The sequence below is a fragment of the Dubosiella muris genome, from assembly GCF_004793885.1.
GTDB classification, from domain to species: Bacteria; Bacillota_I; Bacilli_A; order Erysipelotrichales; family Erysipelotrichaceae; genus Dubosiella; species Dubosiella muris.
The window spans coordinates 1-23,229 of sequence record NZ_SRYG01000021.1 but is presented as its reverse complement, the minus strand read 5'-3'; the positions used below and the strand labels follow the sequence as shown (position 1 = coordinate 23,229).

Annotated in this window: 29 protein-coding genes; 28 read left to right on the top strand and 1 reads right to left on the bottom strand. The window is 52.7% G+C overall.

The window, feature by feature from the left end; genetic code table 11:
• Nucleotides 1–30 precede the first annotated feature (30 nt).
• From E5336_RS09840 to E5336_RS09790, 11 genes are all read left to right on the top strand, one after another.
• Complete coding sequence (locus tag E5336_RS09840; protein WP_135980948.1) at nucleotides 31–867, top strand: PTS mannose/fructose/sorbose/N-acetylgalactosamine transporter subunit IIC; 837 nt, start codon at nucleotides 31–33, stop codon at nucleotides 865–867.
• 11 nt (nucleotides 868–878) lie between these two features.
• On the top strand, nucleotides 879–1,733 hold the full coding sequence (locus E5336_RS09835; protein WP_135980947.1) for a PTS system mannose/fructose/sorbose family transporter subunit IID: 855 nt from the start codon (nucleotides 879–881) through the stop codon (nucleotides 1,731–1,733).
• A gap of 30 nt (nucleotides 1,734–1,763) precedes the next feature.
• Complete coding sequence (locus E5336_RS09830) at nucleotides 1,764–2,270, top strand: PTS sugar transporter subunit IIB (RefSeq protein WP_135980946.1); 507 nt, start codon at nucleotides 1,764–1,766, stop codon at nucleotides 2,268–2,270.
• 12 nt (nucleotides 2,271–2,282) lie between these two features.
• The gene (locus E5336_RS09825) at nucleotides 2,283–3,083 is read left to right on the top strand and encodes a hypothetical protein (protein ID WP_135980945.1); all 801 of its coding nucleotides are present in this window, start codon (nucleotides 2,283–2,285) and stop codon (nucleotides 3,081–3,083) included.
• Nucleotides 3,084–3,099: 16 nt separating this feature from the next.
• Nucleotides 3,100–3,543 carry a PTS sugar transporter subunit IIA gene (locus E5336_RS09820; RefSeq protein ID WP_135980944.1) on the top strand — a complete coding sequence of 148 codons (444 nt, stop codon included), beginning with the start codon at nucleotides 3,100–3,102 and terminating at the stop codon, nucleotides 3,541–3,543.
• Between the two features lie 11 nt (nucleotides 3,544–3,554).
• Nucleotides 3,555–4,199 (top strand): bifunctional 2-keto-4-hydroxyglutarate aldolase/2-keto-3-deoxy-6-phosphogluconate aldolase, encoded by a 645-nt coding sequence (locus tag E5336_RS09815; protein ID WP_135980943.1) that lies wholly within the window; start codon nucleotides 3,555–3,557, stop codon nucleotides 4,197–4,199.
• A gap of 36 nt (nucleotides 4,200–4,235) precedes the next feature.
• Nucleotides 4,236–4,889 carry an HAD family hydrolase gene (locus tag E5336_RS09810; RefSeq protein WP_168353634.1) on the top strand — a complete coding sequence of 218 codons (654 nt, stop codon included), beginning with the start codon at nucleotides 4,236–4,238 and terminating at the stop codon, nucleotides 4,887–4,889.
• Between the two features lie 117 nt (nucleotides 4,890–5,006).
• Nucleotides 5,007–5,855 (top strand): MurR/RpiR family transcriptional regulator, encoded by an 849-nt coding sequence (locus tag E5336_RS09805; RefSeq protein ID WP_135980941.1) that lies wholly within the window; start codon nucleotides 5,007–5,009, stop codon nucleotides 5,853–5,855.
• Nucleotides 5,856–5,981: 126 nt separating this feature from the next.
• Nucleotides 5,982–6,890, top strand: coding sequence for a 1-phosphofructokinase (pfkB, locus tag E5336_RS09800; RefSeq protein ID WP_135980940.1), 909 nt, complete (start codon nucleotides 5,982–5,984; stop codon nucleotides 6,888–6,890).
• Nucleotides 6,891–6,904: 14 nt separating this feature from the next.
• Nucleotides 6,905–7,573: a ribose 5-phosphate isomerase A gene (rpiA, locus tag E5336_RS09795; RefSeq protein WP_277820848.1), complete on the top strand. Its 669-nt coding sequence runs from the start codon at nucleotides 6,905–6,907 to the stop codon at nucleotides 7,571–7,573.
• Nucleotides 7,570–8,541, top strand: a complete 972-nt coding sequence (locus E5336_RS09790; RefSeq protein ID WP_135980938.1) for a Gfo/Idh/MocA family protein — start codon at nucleotides 7,570–7,572, stop codon at nucleotides 8,539–8,541. The genes rpiA and E5336_RS09790 overlap by 4 nt, the downstream gene beginning before the upstream one ends.
• 32 nt (nucleotides 8,542–8,573) lie before the next feature.
• Here the strand turns inward: E5336_RS09790 and E5336_RS09785 are convergent, their stop codons facing one another.
• Nucleotides 8,574–9,119 (bottom strand): P-loop nucleotide/nucleoside kinase family protein, encoded by a 546-nt coding sequence (locus E5336_RS09785; protein ID WP_135980937.1) that lies wholly within the window; start codon nucleotides 9,117–9,119, stop codon nucleotides 8,574–8,576.
• An 80-nt stretch (nucleotides 9,120–9,199) separates the two neighbouring features.
• Here E5336_RS09785 and glyA point away from each other — a divergent pair, with 80 nt between their 5' ends.
• The 17 genes from glyA to E5336_RS09700 all read left to right on the top strand — a co-directional run bounded on the left by glyA (nucleotide 9,200) and on the right by E5336_RS09700 (nucleotide 22,984).
• Nucleotides 9,200–10,426, top strand: coding sequence for a serine hydroxymethyltransferase (gene glyA / locus E5336_RS09780; protein WP_135980936.1), 1,227 nt, complete (start codon nucleotides 9,200–9,202; stop codon nucleotides 10,424–10,426).
• On the top strand, nucleotides 10,423–10,893 hold the full coding sequence (locus E5336_RS09775) for a 23S rRNA (pseudouridine(1915)-N(3))-methyltransferase RlmH (protein ID WP_135980935.1): 471 nt from the start codon (nucleotides 10,423–10,425) through the stop codon (nucleotides 10,891–10,893). The genes glyA and E5336_RS09775 overlap by 4 nt, the downstream gene beginning before the upstream one ends.
• Nucleotides 10,894–11,033: 140 nt before the next feature.
• Nucleotides 11,034–11,366: a hypothetical protein gene (locus tag E5336_RS09770; protein ID WP_135980934.1), complete on the top strand. Its 333-nt coding sequence runs from the start codon at nucleotides 11,034–11,036 to the stop codon at nucleotides 11,364–11,366.
• 10 nt (nucleotides 11,367–11,376) lie between these two features.
• Complete coding sequence (locus tag E5336_RS09765) at nucleotides 11,377–12,129, top strand: class B sortase (RefSeq protein ID WP_135980933.1); 753 nt, start codon at nucleotides 11,377–11,379, stop codon at nucleotides 12,127–12,129.
• Between the two features lie 150 nt (nucleotides 12,130–12,279).
• Nucleotides 12,280–13,461: a phosphoglycerate kinase gene (locus tag E5336_RS09760; protein WP_135980932.1), complete on the top strand. Its 1,182-nt coding sequence runs from the start codon at nucleotides 12,280–12,282 to the stop codon at nucleotides 13,459–13,461.
• Between the two features lie 15 nt (nucleotides 13,462–13,476).
• Nucleotides 13,477–14,223, top strand: coding sequence for a triose-phosphate isomerase (gene tpiA / locus E5336_RS09755; RefSeq protein WP_135980931.1), 747 nt, complete (start codon nucleotides 13,477–13,479; stop codon nucleotides 14,221–14,223).
• A gap of 118 nt (nucleotides 14,224–14,341) precedes the next feature.
• Complete coding sequence (locus E5336_RS09750; RefSeq protein ID WP_135980930.1) at nucleotides 14,342–15,112, top strand: HAD-IIB family hydrolase; 771 nt, start codon at nucleotides 14,342–14,344, stop codon at nucleotides 15,110–15,112.
• Nucleotides 15,093–15,845: an HAD-IIB family hydrolase gene (locus E5336_RS09745; protein WP_135980929.1), complete on the top strand. Its 753-nt coding sequence runs from the start codon at nucleotides 15,093–15,095 to the stop codon at nucleotides 15,843–15,845. Before E5336_RS09750 ends, E5336_RS09745 begins: the two co-directional genes overlap by 20 nt.
• Before the next feature lie 183 nt (nucleotides 15,846–16,028).
• Nucleotides 16,029–17,231, top strand: a complete 1,203-nt coding sequence (locus tag E5336_RS09740) for an NlpC/P60 family protein (protein WP_135980928.1) — start codon at nucleotides 16,029–16,031, stop codon at nucleotides 17,229–17,231.
• 54 nt (nucleotides 17,232–17,285) lie between these two features.
• Nucleotides 17,286–17,765, top strand: coding sequence for a 2-C-methyl-D-erythritol 2,4-cyclodiphosphate synthase (gene ispF, locus E5336_RS09735; protein WP_135980927.1), 480 nt, complete (start codon nucleotides 17,286–17,288; stop codon nucleotides 17,763–17,765).
• Nucleotides 17,762–18,211, top strand: coding sequence for a D-aminoacyl-tRNA deacylase (gene dtd, locus E5336_RS09730; RefSeq protein WP_135980926.1), 450 nt, complete (start codon nucleotides 17,762–17,764; stop codon nucleotides 18,209–18,211). Before ispF ends, dtd begins: the two co-directional genes overlap by 4 nt.
• Nucleotides 18,208–19,086: a bifunctional methylenetetrahydrofolate dehydrogenase/methenyltetrahydrofolate cyclohydrolase FolD gene (gene folD, locus E5336_RS09725; protein WP_135980925.1), complete on the top strand. Its 879-nt coding sequence runs from the start codon at nucleotides 18,208–18,210 to the stop codon at nucleotides 19,084–19,086. The genes dtd and folD overlap by 4 nt, the downstream gene beginning before the upstream one ends.
• The gene (locus E5336_RS09720) at nucleotides 19,058–19,258 is read left to right on the top strand and encodes a DUF951 domain-containing protein (protein WP_135980924.1); all 201 of its coding nucleotides are present in this window, start codon (nucleotides 19,058–19,060) and stop codon (nucleotides 19,256–19,258) included. Before folD ends, E5336_RS09720 begins: the two co-directional genes overlap by 29 nt.
• A gap of 15 nt (nucleotides 19,259–19,273) precedes the next feature.
• Complete coding sequence (gene ychF, locus E5336_RS09715; RefSeq protein ID WP_135980923.1) at nucleotides 19,274–20,377, top strand: redox-regulated ATPase YchF; 1,104 nt, start codon at nucleotides 19,274–19,276, stop codon at nucleotides 20,375–20,377.
• Nucleotides 20,377–21,030: a site-2 protease family protein gene (locus tag E5336_RS09710; RefSeq protein WP_277820847.1), complete on the top strand. Its 654-nt coding sequence runs from the start codon at nucleotides 20,377–20,379 to the stop codon at nucleotides 21,028–21,030. The genes ychF and E5336_RS09710 overlap by 1 nt, the downstream gene beginning before the upstream one ends.
• A 95-nt stretch (nucleotides 21,031–21,125) precedes the next feature.
• Nucleotides 21,126–21,455: a hypothetical protein gene (locus E5336_RS09705; RefSeq protein WP_135980922.1), complete on the top strand. Its 330-nt coding sequence runs from the start codon at nucleotides 21,126–21,128 to the stop codon at nucleotides 21,453–21,455.
• A gap of 95 nt (nucleotides 21,456–21,550) precedes the next feature.
• Nucleotides 21,551–22,984 carry a C69 family dipeptidase gene (locus E5336_RS09700; RefSeq protein ID WP_135980921.1) on the top strand — a complete coding sequence of 478 codons (1,434 nt, stop codon included), beginning with the start codon at nucleotides 21,551–21,553 and terminating at the stop codon, nucleotides 22,982–22,984.
• Nucleotides 22,985–23,229: the final 245 nt, after the last annotated feature.

Genomic DNA, 23,229 nt, shown 5'->3' with positions numbered 1-23,229 from the left:
GAGAAAAAACAAAATCATAGGTAAACACATATGGAAACACTTAGTATCACTCAAAGCTTGATTATCGCCCTCTGGGTCGCGGCGGTCATGTCCCGATGGCTGCTTGGAGGCGCCACCCTTACCCTTCGTTTTAGTCCGTTGATGACCGGTCTGATTTGCGGCGTCGTCATGAATCAGGTCAAAGACGCCATGATCGTCACGGCCGCTTTGCAGCTCATTTACATGGGCGTGTTCTCGCCAGGCGGCTCGATGCCAAGCGAGCCTTGCGTCGCGGCGGCCATCGCGGTGCCTGTCGCGCTGTTAGGCGATTTGGACGCCACCGAAGCCGTGGCCATCGCCGTGCCGGTTGGACTGCTTGGCGGCTACTTGTACCAGTTCCGCTTCTTCCTGAACACGTTTGTCGGCCAGGCGACGGACCGGGCCGTGGAGAAGATGGACGAGAAAGCCATTTCCCGCTCGATCATCACGTATCCGACGATCGTGTCGTTCGTGTTGTACGTTCCGCTGATCTTTATCGCCTTGTACTTGGGCGTTCCGTTGATCGCCAACGCGATCGCGGCGCTGGAAGGCACGGCGTTCATCCACATTTTGCAGGTGGTAGGAAACGGATTGGCCGCGATTGGTATCGCGACGACGATTTACGTCATCGGCCGCAAGGACTTGATGGTGTTCTTCTTCCTCGCCTACTTTATGTCGGTTATTTTCGCCTCGCTCAAGATCACGATGGTAACCTACGCCGTTCTTGGCGTCATTATCGCGGTGATCTACTCGCAGCTGAAACGCCAGCCGGCCGCCAAAGCGGCTACGGAAATGGTAGTCGAAGGCGTGATCGAAGACGATGACGACGACTACGACGATGGTTTTTAAGGAGCAAACGTATGAACACAAACAATAATATAGATCAAAAACCTGAAACATTGACGAAAAAGGATATCACCCGCACGTATGTGCGCTGGCACTTTGCCAACGAGATCCCGCACTCGTTTGAAAAATACGTCGCGCCATCGCTGTTGTATGCGATGATGCCGATTTTGAAAAAGCTGTATAAAGATCCGGAAGAGCTGAAAAAGGCGTACAAGCGCCAGCTGCTGTTCTTCAACACCCAGCTGTCGTGGGGCGGCGGCGTCATCACCGGCCTGATGGCGAGCATGGAGGCGCAGCGCGCCGCCGAGCAGTACAACCACGAGGACATTCTCATGTCCGACGACTTGCTTTATAACACCAAGGCGGGCTTGATGGGCGCTTTGGCCGGCATTGGAGACGCCATCGACTCGGGTACCGTGCAGTACATCTTTATCGCGATGGCCATTCCGTGGGCGCAGCAAGGCAGCCCGATGGGCGCCATCTTCCCGTTCATCTGTTTCGCGACGTACCAGCTGGCGCTTGGCTTGTTTTTGGCGCACCAGTCGTTCAACATGGGACGCAACGCGACTGGCTTGCTTCAAAGCTCGGCGATTCAGTCGGCGATCGAAATGCTGTCCGTGCTTGGTATGTTCATGATGGGCATCCTGGCCGGAAACTACGTCAAAGTCACGTCGTCGCTGGCGTTCAACTTGTCCGGACGTGAATTCGTGCTCCAGGAACTGCTGGATTCCATCATTCCGGGCATCCTGCCGCTTGCCGTCGTCATGGGCGTTTACTTCTTCTATCAGAAGAAAGGCTTGAAAGTCACGCACGGCTTGCTGTGGCTGACATTGATCCTGATCGTTTTAGCCGCTATTGGTATTTTGTAAAGAAGAAAAAACATAATAAAGGAGTGTATCATGGGAGAAATCAATTTGGCTCGGGTGGACGAGCGTTTAATTCACGGGCAGGTTATGACGACGTTGTCGCAAAAAGCGGGTGTCAATTCCATCTTCGTGGTGGACGAAGTCGTGGCGAAAGACAAATTCATGCGCGGCTTGTACAAGAGCGCGGGCGGACGGACCGGACAAAAGACGATCGTCATCACGCCGGACAAGGCGAAATACTACTGGGACGAGTTCAACTTTAAAGATTACAGCTGTATTTTGATCGCCAAGACGGTTGGCGTCATGTACGAGCTTGTCAAGCACGGCGTGCCAATGAAGGAGCTAAACATCGGCGGCATCGCGAAAAAGGATCCGGCCACCGATTTGCCGGTCACCAAGGCGGTGTATTTGAACAAGAACGACGCGCTGCTGCTGAAGGAAATGAACGAGAAATACGGGGTGGAGGACATTTACTTCCAAGCCACGCCGTCTCTTCCAAGAACGGAATTGAAGGAAATTTTGAAGAAGTTCGACTTGTAGAAAGGAGCGCGTATGGAAGCGGAAAAACGATCCGAACGCTGGAACGACTGGCTGTTTCACTACCAGTACTTGTTTCGGCAACGGTACACGAAACGTCAAAAGCGAAAATTCGTCCGGGCGCTGGCGACCGATTTGCAGGCGCTCGACGCCGATGTGCGCGTCGAGAACACCGGCACGAAAAAAGAGCCGGCATACCGTGTCGTCGTGCATGATCCGGCAAAGGCGGACCAAATCATCGTGACGTACTTCGAAGGCGCAAGACCCGTGCTTGGCGATTTGGACTTGCTCGACGTACAGGACGTGAAACGAAAGACGATGCGCAAACTAGGACTTGATATCGCGTGCTGGCTTGTCGCGACGATCGCGCTTGCCGGGATGTTCTTCCGTATGAAAGTCCAAGGCGTTGGCGTCGTGGTTTTCGGACTCGGCTTTCTGCTTCTGTTTGGATGGGCGCGGATGATCCGCGACGGATCGTCCGTCTCGCCTTCGCTTGTGCGTAACACATCCTCGATTTTGGCGATGCTCAACATGGTGGAATGCGCGCCAAAATCGACAGCGTTCGTCTTTGTGGAGAGGGCGCACGGCTCGTTTAAAGAATTGAAAAAAAGCCTGAACGCGAAAAAAGGATGCCGGCTCGTTTTTCTGGATTGCGTAGGAGCCGACGCGCCGCTGCATCGAGTCAGTCAGGAGGGCGTGGAGCGCGTGTTTGCCGCCAGCAAGCAGGCAGACCGCTACGTGTTGAGCTCAAAACAGCTTCACGCTAAAACAATCAACCAAAACAATATCGAGCAAGTCACGCGGTGGCTGGCTTGAACAGGAAAGGAATCGTATGTTAGGAATCGTACTTGCCGCTCATGGAAACTTGAGCGAAGGATTTAAAAGCGCGGCCCAGGTCATTTTCGGGGTCACAGACAATATGGAATGCGTCAACCTGAATTTAGGGGACGACGTGGAGGCGCTGGGCGCCAAAATCAACACGGCGGTCGACAAAGTCGACCAGGGCGACGGCGTCATCGTCATGACGGATTTGCTGAACGCGAGCCCTTACAACCAGTCTCTGCTGATCACGAATCAAATGGAGGAGACGCGCAAAGACAACGTGTATGTGTTAAGCGGATTGAACATGCCGATGGTGCTGGAAACGATCAACCATCAAATCATCGGCACGCCGTTTCACGACATTCCCGACCTCGTTTCGTACCAGGGCAAGGAGGGCGTCAACGTCTGGCACCACTCCCCGATGGATCTGGCCGAGGAAGATATGGATTTTTAAGGAGAAAGACAATGGGTAAACTGGAAACGATACAAACGTTAAAAAAGGAAAAGCTTGTCGCGGTCATCCGCGGCGCCGGCTTTGAGGAAGTAAACAAGATGGTGGACGCCATTTACAAGGGCGGGATCCACCTGATGGAAATCACGTTCACGATCCCGCACGCCGAGCAGGTCATCGCCAAAATCAAGGAGGCCAACAAGGACAAGCCGGACATGGTCGTCGGCGCCGGCACGGTGCTGGACATCGTGAGCGCCCGGCTCGCCATTTTGGCCGGGGCCGACTTTGTGGTGTGCCCGCATTTTGACAAGGACATCATGAAGCTGTGCAACTTGTACCAAATACCGTGCTTCCCGGGCGCGGTGACGGTCAAGGAAATCGCGGACGCGCTCCAATACGGGGCCGACATCATCAAGCTGTTTCCAGGCGAGCTGTATGGCGCCAAGGCGATCAAGGCGTTCCACGGCCCGCTGCCGCAGGCGCAGTTCATGCCGACTGGAGGCGTGAGCGCCGACAACTTGAAGGACTGGCTCGACCAGGGCGCCGTGGCGGTTGGCCTTGGCGGATCGCTGACGAAGGGCGCGAAAACAGGCGATTTCGACGCGGTGACGAACGAGGCGAAAAAACTGGTGGAGATCATTGCGGGTTATCGTGCGTGACAAATGTGGTATCCTTCAGGCGGGGAGGTTTGCTTGATGGAAAAAAACTGGAGAGAGGACTACGACACGTTCATTTTCGACATGGACGGGTTGCTTGTCAATAGCGAGGATATTTACCGGATTGGCTGGAAAAAGGCGTTCGAGGCGTATGGTTTGCATGTGGACGACGCCATTATCGCTTCGTGGAACGGGAAAAGCGCGATGTCGTGCGAGCAGTTCATTGTCGACCAGTTCCACGATCCGACGCTGTATGGCAAATTGTTTCAAGTGCGGGAGGATTTTATTTACGAATCGCTGGACAAAGGCGACTTGCACTTGCTGCCGTACGTCAAGGAAGTGCTTGAACAGCTGAAAAAAGATGGAAAGAAAATCGCGCTGGCGTCCAGCTGCCGTAAAAAACGTGCCACCGATATTTTGAAAAAGACCGGGGTCTTTGACTTGTTCGATGTCATGGTCAACGCCGACGATGTCGAGCATGTCAAACCGGCGCCCGACATTTATGAAAAGGCGCTCGCGCTCACCGGCACCCCGAAGGACAAGGCGCTCGTGCTCGAGGACTCGTCCATTGGCGTACAGGCGGCAAGGAACGCGGGACTGGATGTCGTGCAAGTCATCGAGGATCGACGGGTCGATCCAAGAATTGGGGAAAAAATCGAGAAGGATATGTCGTTTTTGCTGAAAAACGAATAAAACGGGAGCCCGCGTTTGGCGGGCTTTTGTTGTGCTTTTTGTTGAAATATTTTATGATGGACGTGAAAACAATATTCATGGGCTTGCTGGACATGAAATTTCGATACGGAGGCGGCAATGGAAAAAACGATAATGGACACGATTTGTTCAAGCTATGATTCTTTTTTCGAATCGGAGAAGAAGATCGCGAAATATATGATCAACCACTATGATAAAGTGGTTGATATGACGGTGGGAGAGCTGGCGCAAGCGTCCGGATCGAGCGAGGCGTCGGTTTCCCGGTTTTGCAGGAAGATCGGCGCCAAGGGATTTCATCATTTGAAAATATCAATAGCGAAGGAAATGGTGGACGCCCATCTGACCGATACGAATTTGTCGAATCGCATTTCGGCGCGCGAGATGGAGCAGTCGCTGCAAAATATTTTGGCGAATAAAACGGAAGAGCTCAAACAAACCGTTTCGATGATGGACCCAGCCGTGCTGGATGCGGTTCTTACGCGCGTCAATCAAGCGCGAATTGTGCAGTTTGTCGCGGCCGGCAACACGATTCCGGTCGCACTCGACGGCGCGTTTAAGCTGAATCAAATCGGCATTCTGGCGGTCGCGCAGACAATTTGGGAAGCCCAGGTCGGCTTTACGTACAATTTAGGGAAAGAGGATGTGGTGATCGCCATTTCCAATTCGGGAGAATCGCGCGAAGTCGTCATGACGATTGAGGCGGCGAAAGAAAAGGGAGCGACGGTGGTCGCGATTACGAACAACGAACAGTCGTCGGTCGCGAAACGCTGCGATTTTCATATCACGACGGCGACGCGTGAAAAAGTCTTTCTTGACGGATACTGCTTTTCGCGGGTATCAGCGACTCTGGTGGTGGAAATTCTCTATCTTTTCCTCACTTCGATGCGGCCGGACGCGTACGCTTCGATTGCCAGACATGAAAACGCGATCGCGGGCGATAAAAACTAGTCGGATTTTCCGGCTTTTTTTTGCTTTGAAAAGAAAATTAATTTCATTTAAAGATAATTGACGAAAAATATATGTCATGATATATTGTGTATGGAAATAAATTTCATGAAAGGAGATATCGTGAAAATGATATACACAGTAACGATGAATCCGGCGTTGGATTACGTCGTCACCGTCGAATCCTTTGCGGCGGGCGAAGTCAATCGGGTGAAGACGGAACATGTATATTTTGGCGGCAAGGGAATCAACGTTTCGAAAATTTTGAAGGAGCTTGGACTGGAAAGTCAATGCTTCGGCTTCGTAGCCGGCTTTACCGGGAAAGAGCTGGCGCGCGGAGTCGAGGAGGAACTGGGGCTTTGTTCAAGGTTTATCGAAGTGGCGGACGGGATGACGCGAATCAACGTGAAAATGCGCGGCGATCAGGAAACGGAAATCAACGGCATGGGGCCTGTCGTCAGGGATGGAGATGTTGAAAAACTGCAGACTCAGCTTGAGGCGTTAAACGATGGCGATGTCCTGATTTTATCGGGCAGCGTTCCGCAAACAATGGATGCGAAGATTTATGCGGGCATCATGAAACCACTGCAATCGAAAGAAATCAAAGTTGTTGTGGATGCGACAGGAGAACTGCTGTTGAGGACATTGTCGTACAGACCGTTTTTGATCAAGCCAAACAAGGACGAACTGGCGGATCTGTTCGAGGTGGAAATCCACACAATCGAGGAAGTCGAGCGATATGCCAGAAAGCTGCAGGATATGGGTGCGCAAAACGTGTTGATCTCGATGGCGAAAGACGGCTCGCTGCTGATTGATGAAGATGGCCAGTCGAATCGCATCGGTGTATGTCAGGGCGAGGTCGTCAACTCGGTTGGCGCGGGCGATTACATGGTCGCGGGTTTTGTGGCCGGGTGTTTATCCGGCAAATCTTACGCGGATACGTTGAAGCTGGCGACCGCGTGTGGCGGGGCGACCGCGTTTAGCCGGGATTTGGCCAAACGGGAAAAGATCGAAGAAATGGTAAAGCAATGGGCTTAGAAAGACAAAGGAAATTGAAAAATAGGTGCGCGAAAGAAGCGCTGGGCTTGATCGAGGACGGAATGATCGTTGGTCTTGGCGGCGGAGGCACCGTGCAGTGCCTGGTGGAGTTGATCGGGGAAAAGGGACTGGACATTCAAGTGGTGTCGCCTTCCTTTCAAACGGCAAGCCATTGTGTCGCGCGTGGCTTGACTGTGGTTCCGACCTGGTCGGTGGAAAATGTGGATATCGCCTTTGACGGGTGCGACGAGGTGGACATGCATTTGAACGCGCTTAAGTCGGGTGGCGCGATCCATACGAAGGAAAAAATCATCGCGTCCATGGCGAAGCGTTACGTGCTGCTGGTGGATGAGTCCAAGGTGTTCGAGCGGTTACCGTTTGCGCACAGCGTCACGATCGAAATCGTTCCGGAAAGTCTTGGTTACGTAAGGAAAGAGCTGGCAAAGCTTGGGGCCGACGTTTCCATGCGGACGAGCGCCGCCAAGGACGGGTATACGATGAGCGATCATGGCAATATGATCATGGAAGCGAAATTTGACGGAGTGGAAGATCCAAAGCGGCTAAATCGTCAACTTTGCGGGATAACGGGAATCGTGGACACTTCGCTGTTTGTCGGCAAAGTGGATCTGGTTTTGTGTGTGGATGAAAATGGAACGAGATGGATTCAAGAGGAGGTAAAATGAAAAAGCTAAACTGGGGAATTATCGGTACGGGATGGATCGCCACGGAGATGGCGGAAGCGTTGAACCGGGTCAACGGGGAAATTTTCGCGGTGTGCAGCGGGCGCGTGAAGTCCGCGCAGGCATACGCGAAACGGTACGGCGTGCAAAACGTATATGAAACCGCGGAGCAAATGCTGGCGGATGATCGTGTGGATATCGTGTATATCGCCACCCCGCACAATTTACATTACCGGTATTTGATCCAGGCGCTGAAGGCGGGAAAGCACGTGTTTTGCGAAAAGGCGATCACCGTCAACGAGGCGCAGCTGGAAGAGGCGGTTGCGATCGCCAAAGCGAAAAATCTTGTGATCATGGATGGAACGACTTTGTTCCATATGCCTTTATTTAAAAAGCTGAAACAAATCGTGGACGATGGAATCATCGGGGACGTGAAGATGGTGCAGGTCAACTTTGGCAGCTGCAAGGAGTACGACGTGACGAATCGCTTTTTTTCGAAGGAGCTGGCGGGAGGCGCGCTGCTCGATATTGGCGTGTACGCGACAAGCTTTGCCCGATACTTCATGTCGGGCAAGCCGAATCTCGTGTTGACGACGGCGAATTATTTTGAAACGGGCGTCGACGAAACCTCGGGAATCATTTTGCGCAATCCGGAAGGCCAGATGGCGGTGATGGCGCTGACGATGCGCGCCAAGCAGCCCAAACGCGGCGTGATCGCGGGCGAGCTTGGCTATATCGAGGTGAGCAACTACCCGCGAGGCGACAAGGCTACGATCACGTATACCGCCGATGGACATGTGGAAACGATCGAGCTTGGAGAAAGCGCGTACGCGCTCGACTACGAAGTGCGGGACATGCAGGAATACGTTCGCAATCGCGGGGGAGAGGAAAACCTGCGGTATATCCGGGACGTGATGGCGACGTTGACGGAAATTCGAAAACAATGGGGAATGATCTACCCGTTTGAATGATGATCCCCGGACGGAGCGTGAATGGATTGGATTCACGCTCCGTCTTTTCGATTCAAACGATTCACAAGGTCGCGCGTTTGGGCTTCGTAGTCGTCCCGGATCACATGCACCGTTTCGCCGGCTTCTTGAAATCGTTGGATGAATGCGGCGTTTTCGCGCATCAACGCGGTTTTTGTCAGGCCGGAATCGTCCAGGCGCGTCTCGATGTCGTTGGCGTGGCGGACGATGGCGTCAAAATGCATGTCGATGTACGCCGGATCGAGGGCGATGGCGAGCATGCGGATCGTTTTTTGCTCGTCGGGCGTGAAGTCGTTTCTCCATGTACACGGGAAGTAACACCCTTCGATGATAAGATCCTGGTCGTTTTCCAGGGCGGTTTTGGCGATTTCGCGCACGATCGGCCACAGGCATGCGGTGAGATTCTCGTCGTCCTCGACAGAAAACGGAATCGTCCGGGTGCGGATGAGGCCCATTTTGAGATGGTCGATGGACAAATACGGAATATGCAGGCGTTCCAGGAGCTTCTGGGCGAGTTTCGTTTTTCCGGTATGCGTCGGTCCGGTGATGAAAATGATCATACAGTCTCCTTTTTCTTTCCTATAAAGGTATCAAAAAAACTAGGTGAATGCTATAATCAAATGAAAAGGAGAGAAAGAAAATGAAAGATCTTGAAATGTTTTCAATCATTGAAAAAGAAGCGGGAAGACAAACGAAAAATGTCGAGCTGATCGCGTCGGAAAACTTCGTGTCGCACGAAGTGCGCGAGGCGCAAGGATCGGTTTTAACAAATAAATACGCGGAAGGCTATCCGGGCAAACGCTACTATGGCGGCTGCGTGTACGTCGACGAGGCGGAAACGCTGACGATCGAGCGGGCGAAAAAGCTGTTCGGCGCCGAATACGTCAACGTCCAGCCGCATTCGGGATCACAGGCGAATATGGCGGTATACAATACGATTTTGGAACCGGGTGACAAGGTGCTGGGCATGGATCTGGCGGCCGGCGGCCACTTGACGCACGGGCATCCGCTCAACTTCTCGGGCCGGACGTACGAGTTTATTCCGTATGGCGTCGACCGAGAAACGGAAACGATCGACTACGACGAGATCGAGCGGCTCGCGCTCGAGCATCATCCAAAGCTCATCGTGGCGGGCGCCAGCGCGTATCCGCGCGTCATCGACTTCGCACGGTTGCGCGAGATCGCCGACAAAGCGGGCTGTTATTTGATGGTCGACATGGCGCACATCGCCGGTCTTGTGGCGACTGGGCTGCATCCGTCGCCGATTCCCTACGCGGATTTCGTGACGACGACGACCCACAAGACGCTACGCGGTCCACGCGGGGGCATGGTGTTCTGCAAGGCGGAATTTGGCAAGAAGCTCGATTCCCGCGTGTTCCCGGGTATGCAGGGCGGTCCGCTCGAGCACGTCATCGCCGCCAAGGGCGTTTGCTTGTGGGAGGCGAGCCAGCCGGAATTTAAAACGTACATGGAGCAGGTGCTCAAAAACGTGCAGGTTCTTGTGAAAAAATTCAAGGACGCCGGATGGCGCGTGGTGTCGGATGGCAGTGACAACCATTTGATCTTGCTCGACACGATGTCGTCGCTTGGCATGACGGGAAAGGACGCCGAGAAGCTGCTGGACGAGGCGGGTATCACGTGCAACAAAAACACGATTCCGTTTGAAACGCAAAAACCGTTCGTGACTAGCGGCATCCGTCTGGGAACGGCGGCCATGACATCGCGCGGATTCAAGGAAGCCGAGTTCGAGCAGGTGGGCGACTGGATCGTCGACGTGCTGACCAACGGAACGGCTGAACATGCGCAGGCGGTTCGCAACGATGTGCAGGCGCTAACGGCCCGGTTCCCGGTGGAGGCGCAAATTTGAAGCTGATCGCCATCGGGCGCAACAAGGACAAAGCGCTACTGGCGCTCGAAAAGGAATACGTCAAGCGTCTGGGCGCGTTTACGAAAATGGAAGTCATCGAGGTGAAGGATGAAGCCAACGACCACATCGAGCGCGAAGCGGAAATGACGATCATCAAAGACAAAGAAGGAAAGCAGGTGCTGGAAAAGATCCGCGACCAGGATTTTGTGATTCTTCTGGATTTGCATGGCGCGATGGAGTCGAGCGAGAGCTTTGCCGCCAAGCTCGAACAGTGGCAGACGCGCTCAGGAAATTTAGTGTTCGTGATCGCGGGCAGCCTGGGACCTTCCAAAGCGCTTCTTTCCCGCGCCAACGCGCGCTGGAAGCTGTCGGATTTGACGTTTACGCATTTAATGACCCGTGTGCTTGTGCTCGAGCAGGTGTATCGGGCGTTCATGATCAACAACCACCGAAACTATCATAAATGAACCGCTTTTTCGCGGTTCTTTTTCGAAAGCGGAACAAGTGGTTGAAAATCCAGACCAAGTGGACAGGGAAACGTCTTATTTTTATTATCATGAAATGATATAATTTCTTTACTATAACAAAAGAGAATTGGGAGGAGATTATGATTCGCATTAGCAAAAACGACGTGTATATCGACCGGCCGAAGCGCAAAGTCGACTTACGCGATATTGAAAAAATCGAAGTGGTTGTTCCAGTGATCCGAAAAGGCGGCTCCAAAGTCACGGTGGACGCCATCACCCACATGCTTTCGTCCAGCGTGGCCCACGGCAACGAGATCGTCAATGTGCTTTTGAAGCTGACGATGCGATCGGGCGAAACGATTGAGGCGAAGGTGAACGACCGCATCCTGACGAAAAACTCGCTCGAGTACCACGCGTGCGTCAAGCGGGCGCGCGAACTGGAAAACGAGCTGCTCAAGGCGAAGCAGCGTTAGGGGAAAAGGGATGACGAAGAAAAAACAGAAAGTCAAATTCGGCTGCCTGCTGCTGGCTGTGCTGGCGGCGACGGGATGCTCGAAAACGGAGGTGGCCGAAAAGGAACCGCAGCCGCCAGTCGTGGAGGAAAAAAAGAAGATCGACCTCAACGACCAGGTCAACCGGAACGTGGATTTCGAGACGCTCAACGCCGCCAACGAGGACGTGTACGCCTGGATCTCGGTACCGGACACGAATGTGGACTATCCGATTTACCAAAGCAAGCCGGACATGGAGGAGGACTACTACTTGCTCCACAAGCCGGATGGCACGTATGACGAGGCGGGCTCGCTGTACACGCAAAAGGAAAACACGCGCGATTTCAGCGATCCGGTCACGGTCGTTTACGGCCATACCGCGTTCGCGCCAGGCTACGAGCCGATGTTCTCCGAGCTGCACAAGCTGGAGGATCTCGATTTTTTTCAAGCGCATCCAAACTTTTACGTGTACACCGAGGCGGGTAAAGGGCTTCGCTACGAGGTGTTCGCGGTGACCGAGTTTGACGACCGGCTCATTTTGGGCAGCGAGGATTTTAGCGATCCGGCCAAGTTGAAGGATTTGATTGCCGAGATGCAACAGTCGGCCGGCGAGCGGGTCCGCCCGGTGGAAGAAGACGATCCCGATGTGCTGATTTTGTCGACGTGCGTAGGCGTGGGTAGCAGCCGGCGCTTTCTTGTGGGCGCCCGGCTCGTGGAGCAAACGGACACCCCGTCCGAAATGTAAACGACGCGTATCCGCCTGAAAGGGCGGATCTTTTTGTTTTGGGGAAAAAGAAAGCTGTTCCATTGTGTGAAAAAATGCACAAATAAGGTAGTCACGATTTTTCGCAAGTGGTATAATATAGCCGATTGAAATTCATAGGAGGAATTGTTAATGGCTAAAAAGACTGTCAAAGACCTTGACGTTGCTGGAAAAAAGGTCATCGTTCGTTGTGATTTTAACGTGCCTCGCAAAGACGGCGTGATCACAAACGACAATCGAATCATTCAGGCGCTGCCAACAATCAAATACTTGTTGGAGAACAACGCGAAAGTAATTTTGATGTCGCACCTGGGCAAGGTGAAAACGGAAGAGGACAAGGCGAAAAACAACCTGGAGTGCGTTGCGGTTCGTCTGGCCGAGCTTCTGCCTGGAACAAAAGTGACATTCTGCCCGGTTACGCGCGGCGAAGAGCTTGAAAAAGACGTGGCGGACTTGAAAGATGGGGAAATCCTGCTCGTGCAAAACACGCGTTACGAAAAAGGCGAAAGCAAAAACGATCCGGAACTTGGAAAATACTGGGCGAGCCTGGGCGACGTGTTCGTGGAAGACGCGTTCGGTTCGGTTCACCGCGCCCACGCTTCAACGGTAGGCATCCCTTCGAACATCGCGGAAAACGCGCTTGGATTCCTGGTTGAAAAAGAAGTCGACATGCTTGGCAAAGCGGTTGACGAGCCGGCGCATCCGTTCGTGGCGATCATTGGCGGCGCGAAAGTATCCGACAAGATCGGCGTGATCGAAAACATGCTGGAAAAAGCCGACAAGGTCATCGTTGGCGGTGGTATGGCGTACACGTTTGAAAAAGCGCTTGGACACAAGATCGGAAACTCGCTGTGCGAGGACGACAAAGTGGAACTTGCCAAAGCGACGCTGGAAAAAGGCAAAGGCAAAATCGTTCTGCCAGTCGACACGGTGATCGCGGACAGCTTCTCGAACGACGCGAACACGGAAATCGTGGAAGGCGACATCCCGGATGGATGGATGGGTCTTGACATTGGACCAAAATCAATCGAATTGTTCAAGGAAACGCTCGACGGCGCGAAGACGGTCGTATGGAACGGCCCGATGGGCGTATTCGAAATGCCAAACTTCGCCAAAGGAACGCTTGCGGTATGCGAAGCGATCGCTGAACTTCCGGATGCCATCACGGTGATCGGCGGCGGCGACTCGGCAGCGGCAGCGATCCAGCTTGGATTCAAAGACAAGTTCTCCCACATCTCGACAGGTGGCGGTGCGTCGCTGGAATACATGGAAGGAAAAACCCTGCCAGGTATCGCGATCATTTCGGAAAAGTAGAAAGAGGAACAGAGCATGAGAGATATCATTATCGTTGGAAACTGGAAAATGAACAAAAACAACGCGGAGACGAAAGCGTTCTTTGAAGAAGTCGACGGCGTTGCGAAAACGGATAAAGGCTTGTATGGTGTCGGCGTTCCTTTTACGGATCTTCGCACGGCGCTTGACAACGCGGAAAACTTGATCGTTGCGGCGGAAAACTGCCACTTCGAAGATTCCGGCGCGTTCACAGGTGAAGTATCGGTTCCAATGCTCGAGGAGCTCGGTGTGAAATACTGCATCATCGGTCACTCGGAACGCCGCCAGATGTTTGGCGACACGGACGAAACCGTGAATAAAAAAGCGAAGAAGCTGCTCGACGCGGGCATCACGCCTATTCTTTGCATCGGCGAGACCGAAGCGGAATACGATGCCGGCAAGACAAAAGACGTCATCACGGCGCAGCTGAACGGCTCGCTCAAAGACATTCCGGCGGAAGCGTACGAAAACATCGTGATCGCCTACGAGCCAATCTGGGCGATCGGTACCGGCAAATCGGCTTCGGTTGAAATCGCGGAAGACTGCTGCAAGCTCGTTCGCGACGTTGTGCGCGACATGGTTGGCGACGAAGCGGCAGACAAGGTTCGCATCCAGTACGGCGGAAGCGTAAAACCTGGCAACATCGTCGAATACATGGCTCAGGAAGACATCGACGGCGCTTTGATTGGCGGGGCAAGCTTGAAGCCGGACAGCTTTATCGAAATCATCGAAAAAACAAAATAATTCCATTTATTTTTAAGAAGAAGCGACGGCTTCTTCTTTTTTTGTCGAAATCGTGTTATTTTTTGATTGGAAAATGCAAGAAAAAAAAGAGAAAGTTCGTTAAGATGGAGGAAAGAGTATGAAAATGCTGGCAAGCGACTACGATGGCACATTGCACTTTAAAGACGGCTACCATGCCGAAGATCTGGAAGCGATCCGCCGGTTTCAGGCGGCGGGAAACAAGTTCGGGTTGTGCTCGGGACGTCCGATGAAAAACCTGCTGGAACTGGAAACAAAAGACATCCGGTTCGATTTTGTGATTGGGGCCTCCGGCGCGGCCTTCGCCGACAAGGGGAAGATCGTGTACGAGAAAACCATTCCCTACCCGACATTTGAAAAGATCTATTCGTTGATGGACGGACACAACTTGTTTGTTTCGACAAAGACGGGCATGTACGGTTCGCTGGCGGACATCGGGTTTTTGACGGGCTGGTGCGAACTGGCAGACGATTTGGCTTCGCCCGACTTGGTGCAAGACCAGGACATCGTCCACGTGTCCATCGAGTACGAAACGCTGGAAGAAATCGAGGCGGTCCTGCCGCGGCTAGAGGCGTTGAGAAACGAAGTGGCGTTTTATCAAAACGGTCCATCGGTTGATTTTGTTCCGAAAGGATATTCGAAGAAGCGAGGAATCGACTTCGCGGCCTCGTTTTACGGGCTGGAAGCCGGGCAGGTCGCCTGCATTGGCGACAACTACAACGACTTGCCGATGATCGAAGGCGTGCCGGACAGCTACACGTTTGATTTCGCGCCGGCCGGGATCCAAAAAAAGGCGAAACATGTCGTTTCATCGCTGGCGCAATGCATTGCATACTTGATGGAGGAAGACAATGAAAATACTGGCGAGTGATTTTGATGGAACGTTTTATGTGGATTCCGCGTTTGATCCGGCGGATTTGGAGGCGGTCAAAGCCTTTCAAAAGGCGGGAAACTTATTTGGCTTTTGTACGGGTCGTCCGCTTAACGGCATCACGCCGTTTTTTGACCAGTGGGACTTCCGACCCGATTTTTACATTGTCAACACGGGATCGGTCGTTTTGGACAAAGAAATGCATTACTTGCTCCAAAACCGAATCGACACCGGTCTTGTCAAAGACCTTGTCCGGGAATACAAAGACGAGCATTTCTTCATCCACTCCAAAGACAACTACTTCACGACGCTGCCAAAGCGGCCCGGGGACAAGGATTCGATGATTACCCATATCGAGGACGTCCGCGCGCTGGACGGGGAGTGGATCAACAGCTTTTCGTTTTTTTTCGACACCGAGCAAAGCGCGCGGGCCCACAAACAAGAGGTGGAAGAAAAGACAGGGCTTTCGGTTTATATCAACAACACGATTTTGGACTGCATTCCGAAAGGCTGTTCCAAGGCGACCGGTCTGGATGTGCTTGTCCGCCATTTGGGCGTGTCTGCTGCCGATGTGTACACGATTGGCGACTCGTTTAACGACTTGCCTATGATCGTCTACAACGAAAACGGGGCGACGTTTCATCGTTCGCCGCAAGAAGTCCAGGCGCAAGCCGGCGCGGTGGTGGGTAGCGTGGCCGAGTGGATCCACCGGATTTTGGAAGCGGATTCATAGAGCGTATCGGTTTACTATCGTGACTGAAATGTGTATAATAGGCACCATGGAGTTTTGCGAATCGGGGACGGCGTCGTCCGAAAAAAATTTGATTCTACCTATCAAACGTGGTATTCTAAGTATGAATTAAGATTAGGTTGATTAGTGAATTGTATGTAGTATGTAGGGGAGGTCAGAACCGAAATGAACTTTGTTGAAAACAATGGTAAAAAAGTTGCCGCCGTGCTTTGCGTCGCTTCGTGTTTTCCGGTCGTTGCGACAGTGTACGCGATGGAAACGCAGCCAGGCTGGCATGGCGATAAATATGTGAACAACGATTCAACAGTAGCAAAAGGATGGCAGGAAATCGAAGGAAAGAGCTACTATTTTTCCGAAGAAGATGGAACAGTCGATGCGGATGCTACAGAGAAAGCAACCGCTGCTAGTGTTTCTTCCAACATTATGGGAAATGTGAAGGAAACAGTAACAGAAGTCAGCAAGGCTGCTGTTGAAGAGGAAATCAACAAACAGGCCGAGGAAACGCCGGCACCTGTCGAAGCCGCTCCAGTGGAGGTGGCAGTTGCCGCGCCGGTTGAAACGGCACCGGCTCCTGTAGAACAAACCCCAGCGCAGGAAGCCGCCGCGGAAGAAGCCGCACCGGTCGTTGAGGAAACGCCGGTTGTCGAAGAAACGATCACGACACCGGTTGTGGATGAAACGACACCGGAAGTGCCTGTGGAAAACGTGAATGTTGAAACCCCGGTTGTTGACAATACCGTTGTCGAGCAAGCGCCGGTTGAAGAAATTCCAGCGGATCAAAATGTCGTGGAAGAACCAGCACCGGAAGCCCCGGTGGTTGACGAAACACCAGTCGTAGACGCACCAGTGGTTGATGAAACGCCGGTCGTAGACGAGCCGGTTTATGAAGAACCAGTTGTAGACGAACCAGTGGTCGAAGAGCCGGTTGTCGACGAACCGGTTTACGAGGAACCAGTCGTGGACGAGCCAGTGTACGAGGCACCGGCGCCGGAAGCGCCAGTGGAAACGCCAACGGACAGCTACGCGGATTTGAACGCTTCGATCGCTGCCAACGCGCAGACGCTTGTTGGCGTGACGGATGGCTTGCAGTGCACGCAGGTCGTTCAGCAGGCTCTTGCGATGTCGGGCGTGAGCGACGCGTACCAGTTATGGCCGGATCAATACGCGGGTCAGTATGGATATTACACGGATACGCCAACGGCCGGAAACTTGATTTATTACGATAATGGCGGCCGTGGTGTCGACCATATCGCGATCTATATCGGAGATGGACAGGCGGTTCATGGCAATTACAACGGGCAGACTGTCATCGCTTCCGTATACGATGGCGGTGTTGGAGCGCCTCAGTACATTCAAGTGCAAAGATAAAACCATAAAAGCCTGACGGTATCGTCGGGCTTCTTTTTTTAAGGAGGAGTGGCAATGTTGCGAATTGGACAAGCGATCGACATTCACCCGCTGAAAGAAGGCCGGGACTTGATTTTAGGCGGGGTGAAAATCGACCATGAAAAAGGACTGGACGGGCATTCGGACGCGGATGTTCTCGTCCACGCGGTGGCGGAAAGCGTGCTCGGCGCGCTCGCCCTTGGGGATTTGGGAGCGCATTTTCCGGACACCGATCCGAAATACCGTGGCATATCCAGCTTGAAACTGCTGGAACACGTGTATACTTTAATGAGAGAAAACGGATACGAAATCGGCAATGTGGACGCGACGATTATGGCGGAACGGCCCAAGATGGCGCCGCACATCGCAACGATGCGAGAAAACCTCGCCAACGCCCTGCATTGCGAGATCCAAAAAATTTCCGTGAAAGCGACTCGGGGCGAAAAGCTCGGATTCGTTGGCCGCGAGGAAGGCATGACGGCGCTTTGCGTCTGCTTGCTGGAGGAACGGCGATGAAAGTTGTGCTTCAGCGGGTGAAGGAAGCCTCGTGTACGATTGATGGCGAAACGACAGGACGCATCGGAACCGGATATATGATTTTGGTCGGTTTTTGCGACACCGACACCCGGGAAACCGTGCGGCGGATGGCGGAAAAAATCGTCAAGCTGCGCGTGTTCGAGGATGAAGACGGAAAGATGAATCGCTCCTTGCTGGATGTGGAAGGCGAGATTCTCTCGATTTCCCAGTTCACGTTGTACGCCAACGCCAGAAAAGGAAACCGTCCCAGCTTTATCGAGGCGGCAAAGCCAGCCGTTTCGCAACCGCTTTACGACGACTTCAACGCCGCGCTTGGCCGTTATGTGCCCGTGCAAACCGGCGTTTTTGGAGCCGATATGAAAATTGCGCTCATCAACGATGGGCCTGTCACGATCGTTTTGGATAGTAAGGAGATGTTTGCATGACAGTATTGTATGGAAATCAGTTAGCAGATACAATCAAGCAGGAAATAAGAGGAAAAATCGACCAGCTGCGGGAGGATGGAAAACGGATCCCGATGCTGGCTGTCATTTTGGTCGGCGACGATCCAGCCAGCGCCACCTATGTGCGTTCCAAGGAAAAAGCGTGCAAAAGCGTGGGAATGGAAGCGGCGATGATCGAGATGGATCGGACGGCGACGACCGAGGACGTGCTGCGCGCCGTAAAAACATGCAACGAGGACGCCGATGTCGATGGCATTCTCGTGCAGCTTCCACTGCCCGCGCACATTGATCAAAACAAGGTCATCGCCGCGATTGACCCGAACAAGGATGTCGACGGTTTGACGCCGGTGAACGCGGGCAAGCTGCTGCTCGGGCAAAAAGGTCTTGTGCCTTGCACGCCGAAGGGCGTCATGGCGATGCTCGCTTCGATTGGATTGACGGATTTAAGCAAGAAGAGAGCCGTTGTGGTGGGGCGTTCGATTTTGGTCGGCAAACCGCTGGCTTTGCTTCTTCAGGCGAAAAACGCCACGGTGACCGTGGTGCATTCGCAAACCGTGGATCCGGAAAAGATTTGTCACGAGGCGGATATCGTCGTGGTCGCGATCGGCGTGCCGAACTTCATCACGAAGGGTTGGATCAAAAAAGGCGCGGTCGTTATTGACGTTGGAATCAACCGGGTGGATGGAAAGCTCGTTGGCGATGTCGATTTCGAGAGCGTCAAGGACAAGGCGTCCTACATCTCGCCGGTGCCAAAAGGGGTTGGTCCCATGACCGTATGTATGTTATTATCGAATACGCTGGAAGCGTATGAAAGGCGGGAAAAGGAAAATGACGGAGATCGAGTACGGTCTAAATGACATCGTGGAGATGAAAAAGGAGCATCCGTGTCATCTTTCCAAACAGTGGAAGATCATCCGGATGGGCGCGGACATTCGCATCAAGTGCCTGGGATGCGGAACGAGCGTTTTGATGCCACGCCAGAAATTTGAGAAAAAATTAAAAAAAGTCGTGGAAAAAGCGGCGGAATAAAAGGAAGGAATTGACATGCCATTAACAGCAGGAATTGTCGGGTTGCCAAACGTCGGAAAATCGACGTTGTTCAACGCGATCACAAAATCACAAGTCGAAGCGGCGAACTATCCGTTTGCGACGATCCAGCCCAATGTCGGCGTCGTGGAAGTGCCGGATCATCGAATCGACCGGCTCGTGGAGCTTTTTCACCCGAAAAAGACGATTTACACGACTTTCGAGTTTACCGATATCGCCGGCCTTGTCAAAGGGGCGTCCAAAGGAGAGGGGCTTGGAAATCAGTTTTTGAGCAACATTCGACTGACAGACGCCATTTGTCACGTCGTTCGCTGCTTCGACGATCCAAACATTACCCATGTGGAAAACACGATCGACCCGGTTCGCGACATCGAGATCATCAACCTTGAGCTTATTTTGGCTGACTTGCAGACGGTTGAAAACCGGATTTCAAAAGTGGAGCGCAAGTCGAAATCGACCGCTGACAAAGAGGCGAAAGCGGAAATGGCGCTGCTTTCCAAACTTAAGCCGCATTTGGAAGCGGGCGAACCTGCCCGTTCGCTGCAGCTTAGCGAAGAAGAGGCGCTGCTGGTCAAAAACTACAACCTTCTGTCGTCCAAGCCGGTCATTTATGTCGCCAATATGGACGAGGAAGGCGTGATGGATCCCGAATCGAATCCGTATTATCAAAAGGTGACAGCGTTCGCGGCCAAAGACCATAGCGAAGTGGTGGCGTTGTGCGCGAAAATGGAGGAAGAGCTTTCGTCTTTGGATGCCGAGGAAAAGGCGGTTTTCCTGGAAGAACTTGGTTTGCCGCAATCTGGTTTGGATCGGCTGATTCAAAAAGCGTATCGCGTGCTTGGTCTTTGCACGTTCCTGACGGCCGGCGAGGACGAATGCCGGGCGTGGACGTTTAAGGCCGGTATGAAGGCGCCGGATTGCGCGGGTGTCATCCATACCGACTTTAAGCGCGGATTTATCCGGGCCGAAGTGTACGCGTTCGAGGATATGGACGCGCTGGAAAGCGAGCACGCGATCAAGGAGGCCGGCAAACTGCGCCTGGAAGGAAAGGACTACGTCGTGCAGGACGGTGACGTGATGCATTTCCGGTTTAACGTCTAATGCGTTTGTTGAATATGTCGATCTCGTCGATCGTGATCATGGTGATTGCCGTAATTTTAAGTATGAGCGTGCATGAAGTGGCCCACGGTCTTGTTTCTTATTGGCTGGGCGATCCGAGCGCGAAATACGCGGGGCGGCTTTCGCTCAACCCGTTCCGGCACATTGACTGGCTTGGCTTGTTTTGCTTGCTGATGTTCGGCTTCGGGTGGGCCAAACCGGTTCCGATCGACTCCCGTTACTACAAGGATCCGAAGAGCGGCGTGATTTGGACGAGCTTCGCGGGACCGCTGGCAAATTTCATTTTGAGCTTCGTTTGCGTGCTTTTGTATTATTTCATGATCAAGGCCGCACCCGCGTTTTTTTTTGGAACGGTTGGGCAATGGATCGCGCAGACGCTGGCGGTCACGGCGTCGATGTCGATTGGATTCGGGATTTTCAACTTGATCCCGATTCCGCCTTTGGATGGCGCGAAGATCTTATGGAGCTTTTTGCCGGACGAGCTGTATTATAAAATCAACAATGGCGCGTGGTGGGTGAACATCCTGTTTTTCGCGTTGCTGTTTAGCGGACTGATCAGCGGACCGATGGGAATGCTGCGTTCAACGATCATCGAGTGGTTTTCGACCGTGGCGATTCATTTATTTGGATTATAAGGCAGTCGAGGACTGCTTTTTTTATGGTTTCCTGATATTTAAGAAAAGCTTAAGGAAATAAATGTATCGTAGAGCCATGGAAAAGGAGAACAAAAATGAAAGATTTTTATTTGAAACATAAGAAACTCGTTTTGACAGGAGGATTTGCGCTGACATTTCTTGCGGGCGGGTTGTGCGGCGCCGGTGTTGAAAAACTGGAAGACCATAAAGAAAGCGGCTACGCGATGCATGAGGAGAGAAGAAGGCCGGAACGGGAACACCGACGCGACTTCGACAGGGACGTGGAATGGAAAAAGGAAGACGACGGTTCCAAAAAAGAAGAGAGCGAAAACAAAACGGAAAGCAGCACAAAAGAAGAAAGTGAATCAAAAAAAGAAAACGATGGATCCAAAGACGAAACGACGAAAAGCGGGGCGACGGTCTAGATGGAAGTCCATCTTTTTTTTGTTTGAAAATGGAAGTTGAAAGCGTTCAGGCGTATGATGAAAAAAAGGAGTTTTCTTTTGGAGGTAGTATTCATATGGCTTGTACGACAATTTTGGTCGGAAAAAACGCGTCTTACGACGGTTCTTGCATGATCGCGCGCAACGACGACTCGGGTGCCGGTAGCTTCACAGTAAAAAAGTTTGTGGTGGTCCAGCCGGATGCGCAGCCGCGCGAGTATAAATCTGTGCTTTCGGGCGTTTGCATTCCGCTTCCGGACGATCCGATGCGCTACACGGCGTGCCCGAACGTGATCGAAGGGAAGGGAATCTGGGCGGCTTGCGGCGTGAACGCCGCCAACGTCGGCATGAGCGCGACGGAAACGATCACATCCAATCCCCGGGTGCTTGGCGCCGATCCGCTCGTGGAAGGCGGCATTGGCGAGGAGGACATCGTGTCGATCACGCTGCCGTATATTCACACGGCCAGAGAAGGCGTCGAGCGGTTGGGTTGGCTGCTGGAAACGTATGGAACGTACGAAATGAATGGAATCGCCTTTTGCGATGGTAAGGAGATTTGGTGGCTGGAAACGATTGGAGGCCATCATTGGATGGCGCGGCGCGTACCGGACGACAGCTATGTTGTCATGCCAAACCAGCAAGGCATTGACGCGTTTGATTTCAAGGACGCGTATTCGAAGCAGAAAAACAATTTGTGCTCCAAAGATTTAAAGCAATTTGTCGAGGACAATTTTCTGGATTTGTCGATGGACGGAAAGTTTGATCCGCGGGCCGCGTTTGGCTCCCATGACGATGCCGACCATGTGTACAACACGCCGCGGGCGTGGTATATGCTGCGCTATTTCAATCCGAAAGCGGGATGCTGGGATGGCGAAAACGCGCGCTACACGCCGCGATCGGATGATTTGCCTTGGTGCATGGTCCCAGAAAAGAAAATCACGGTGGAAGATGTCAAATACATTTTGAGCGCGCATTTTCAAGGAACGCCTTACGATCCATATTTAAGCTACGGCGATCGTTCGATGGCGGGAGAGTTCCGCTCGATTGGTGTCAACCGCAACTGCGTTCTGGGGCTGATTCAGACGTTTGAAAACCGCGACGCGCTGGAGTGGATCGCGTTCGCGTCCAACGTGTTCAACGCGCTCGTGCCTTTTTATACGGATGTGGAACAAACGCCGGCGTATATGGCGGATACGACGCAGAAAGTGTCGACCAATAGTTTTTACTGGTGTTCGCGTTTGATCGCGGCGATGGCGGACGCCTCGTACAAAGAGTCGTTGATTTGGATTGAACGATACCAAAACAGCGTGGCGGCCAAGGCTCACGCTTTGTTAAAGGAGTATGGCCGTCAAATCGAGCAGGCGCCAGAAGAAGAGAAAACCGCGTTACGGCAAAAAGCCAACCAGGCGATAAGCGATATGGTGGAAGCCGCGACGGTCGATACGCTTGACCAAATTTTATTCGAATTAAGCAGCCGAATGAAAAACGCCTACGCCCGAAGCGACGCGTAGAGGAAGCGAGAGGATCCTGTGGGGTCCTTTTTTTATAAGAAATCGTGTATTGGATCCAGGCAAACCCCTTCTTGATCACCTCTTTTTCCTGTTTTATCTGTCATCTAAATTCCTTTAAAAAAGATATAAAAAGTAGTTGACAGTTGATGGGGAGTGCGGTATGATAAGTGAGCGTTAAGGAAACGCCTCCCGAAAACGAACCGCTTGTTAAAAAAGTCAAAACAAGGGTTGACGAACGGGAGAAA

What these genes read in the sequence shown, in the direction of transcription:
- E5336_RS09840 (WP_135980948.1), top strand. Translation starts at nt 31, where the DNA reads ATGGAAACACTTAGTATCACTCAAAGCTTGATTATCGCCCTCTGGGTC.
- E5336_RS09835 (WP_135980947.1), top strand. Translation starts at nt 879, where the DNA reads ATGAACACAAACAATAATATAGATCAAAAACCTGAAACATTGACGAAA.
- E5336_RS09830 (WP_135980946.1), top strand. Translation starts at nt 1,764, where the DNA reads ATGGGAGAAATCAATTTGGCTCGGGTGGACGAGCGTTTAATTCACGGG.
- E5336_RS09825 (WP_135980945.1), top strand. Translation starts at nt 2,283, where the DNA reads ATGGAAGCGGAAAAACGATCCGAACGCTGGAACGACTGGCTGTTTCAC.
- E5336_RS09820 (WP_135980944.1), top strand. Translation starts at nt 3,100, where the DNA reads ATGTTAGGAATCGTACTTGCCGCTCATGGAAACTTGAGCGAAGGATTT.
- E5336_RS09815 (WP_135980943.1), top strand. Translation starts at nt 3,555, where the DNA reads ATGGGTAAACTGGAAACGATACAAACGTTAAAAAAGGAAAAGCTTGTC.
- E5336_RS09810 (WP_168353634.1), top strand. Translation starts at nt 4,236, where the DNA reads ATGGAAAAAAACTGGAGAGAGGACTACGACACGTTCATTTTCGACATG.
- E5336_RS09805 (WP_135980941.1), top strand. Translation starts at nt 5,007, where the DNA reads ATGGAAAAAACGATAATGGACACGATTTGTTCAAGCTATGATTCTTTT.
- pfkB (WP_135980940.1), top strand. Translation starts at nt 5,982, where the DNA reads ATGATATACACAGTAACGATGAATCCGGCGTTGGATTACGTCGTCACC.
- E5336_RS09790 (WP_135980938.1), top strand. Translation starts at nt 7,570, where the DNA reads ATGAAAAAGCTAAACTGGGGAATTATCGGTACGGGATGGATCGCCACG.
- E5336_RS09785 (WP_135980937.1), bottom strand. Translation starts at nt 9,119, where the DNA reads ATGATCATTTTCATCACCGGACCGACGCATACCGGAAAAACGAAACTC.
- glyA (WP_135980936.1), top strand. Translation starts at nt 9,200, where the DNA reads ATGAAAGATCTTGAAATGTTTTCAATCATTGAAAAAGAAGCGGGAAGA.
- E5336_RS09770 (WP_135980934.1), top strand. Translation starts at nt 11,034, where the DNA reads ATGATTCGCATTAGCAAAAACGACGTGTATATCGACCGGCCGAAGCGC.
- E5336_RS09765 (WP_135980933.1), top strand. Translation starts at nt 11,377, where the DNA reads ATGACGAAGAAAAAACAGAAAGTCAAATTCGGCTGCCTGCTGCTGGCT.
- E5336_RS09760 (WP_135980932.1), top strand. Translation starts at nt 12,280, where the DNA reads ATGGCTAAAAAGACTGTCAAAGACCTTGACGTTGCTGGAAAAAAGGTC.
- tpiA (WP_135980931.1), top strand. Translation starts at nt 13,477, where the DNA reads ATGAGAGATATCATTATCGTTGGAAACTGGAAAATGAACAAAAACAAC.
- E5336_RS09750 (WP_135980930.1), top strand. Translation starts at nt 14,342, where the DNA reads ATGAAAATGCTGGCAAGCGACTACGATGGCACATTGCACTTTAAAGAC.
- E5336_RS09745 (WP_135980929.1), top strand. Translation starts at nt 15,093, where the DNA reads ATGAAAATACTGGCGAGTGATTTTGATGGAACGTTTTATGTGGATTCC.
- E5336_RS09740 (WP_135980928.1), top strand. Translation starts at nt 16,029, where the DNA reads ATGAACTTTGTTGAAAACAATGGTAAAAAAGTTGCCGCCGTGCTTTGC.
- ispF (WP_135980927.1), top strand. Translation starts at nt 17,286, where the DNA reads ATGTTGCGAATTGGACAAGCGATCGACATTCACCCGCTGAAAGAAGGC.
- dtd (WP_135980926.1), top strand. Translation starts at nt 17,762, where the DNA reads ATGAAAGTTGTGCTTCAGCGGGTGAAGGAAGCCTCGTGTACGATTGAT.
- folD (WP_135980925.1), top strand. Translation starts at nt 18,208, where the DNA reads ATGACAGTATTGTATGGAAATCAGTTAGCAGATACAATCAAGCAGGAA.
- E5336_RS09720 (WP_135980924.1), top strand. Translation starts at nt 19,058, where the DNA reads ATGACGGAGATCGAGTACGGTCTAAATGACATCGTGGAGATGAAAAAG.
- ychF (WP_135980923.1), top strand. Translation starts at nt 19,274, where the DNA reads ATGCCATTAACAGCAGGAATTGTCGGGTTGCCAAACGTCGGAAAATCG.
- E5336_RS09710 (WP_277820847.1), top strand. Translation starts at nt 20,377, where the DNA reads ATGCGTTTGTTGAATATGTCGATCTCGTCGATCGTGATCATGGTGATT.
- E5336_RS09705 (WP_135980922.1), top strand. Translation starts at nt 21,126, where the DNA reads ATGAAAGATTTTTATTTGAAACATAAGAAACTCGTTTTGACAGGAGGA.
- E5336_RS09700 (WP_135980921.1), top strand. Translation starts at nt 21,551, where the DNA reads ATGGCTTGTACGACAATTTTGGTCGGAAAAAACGCGTCTTACGACGGT.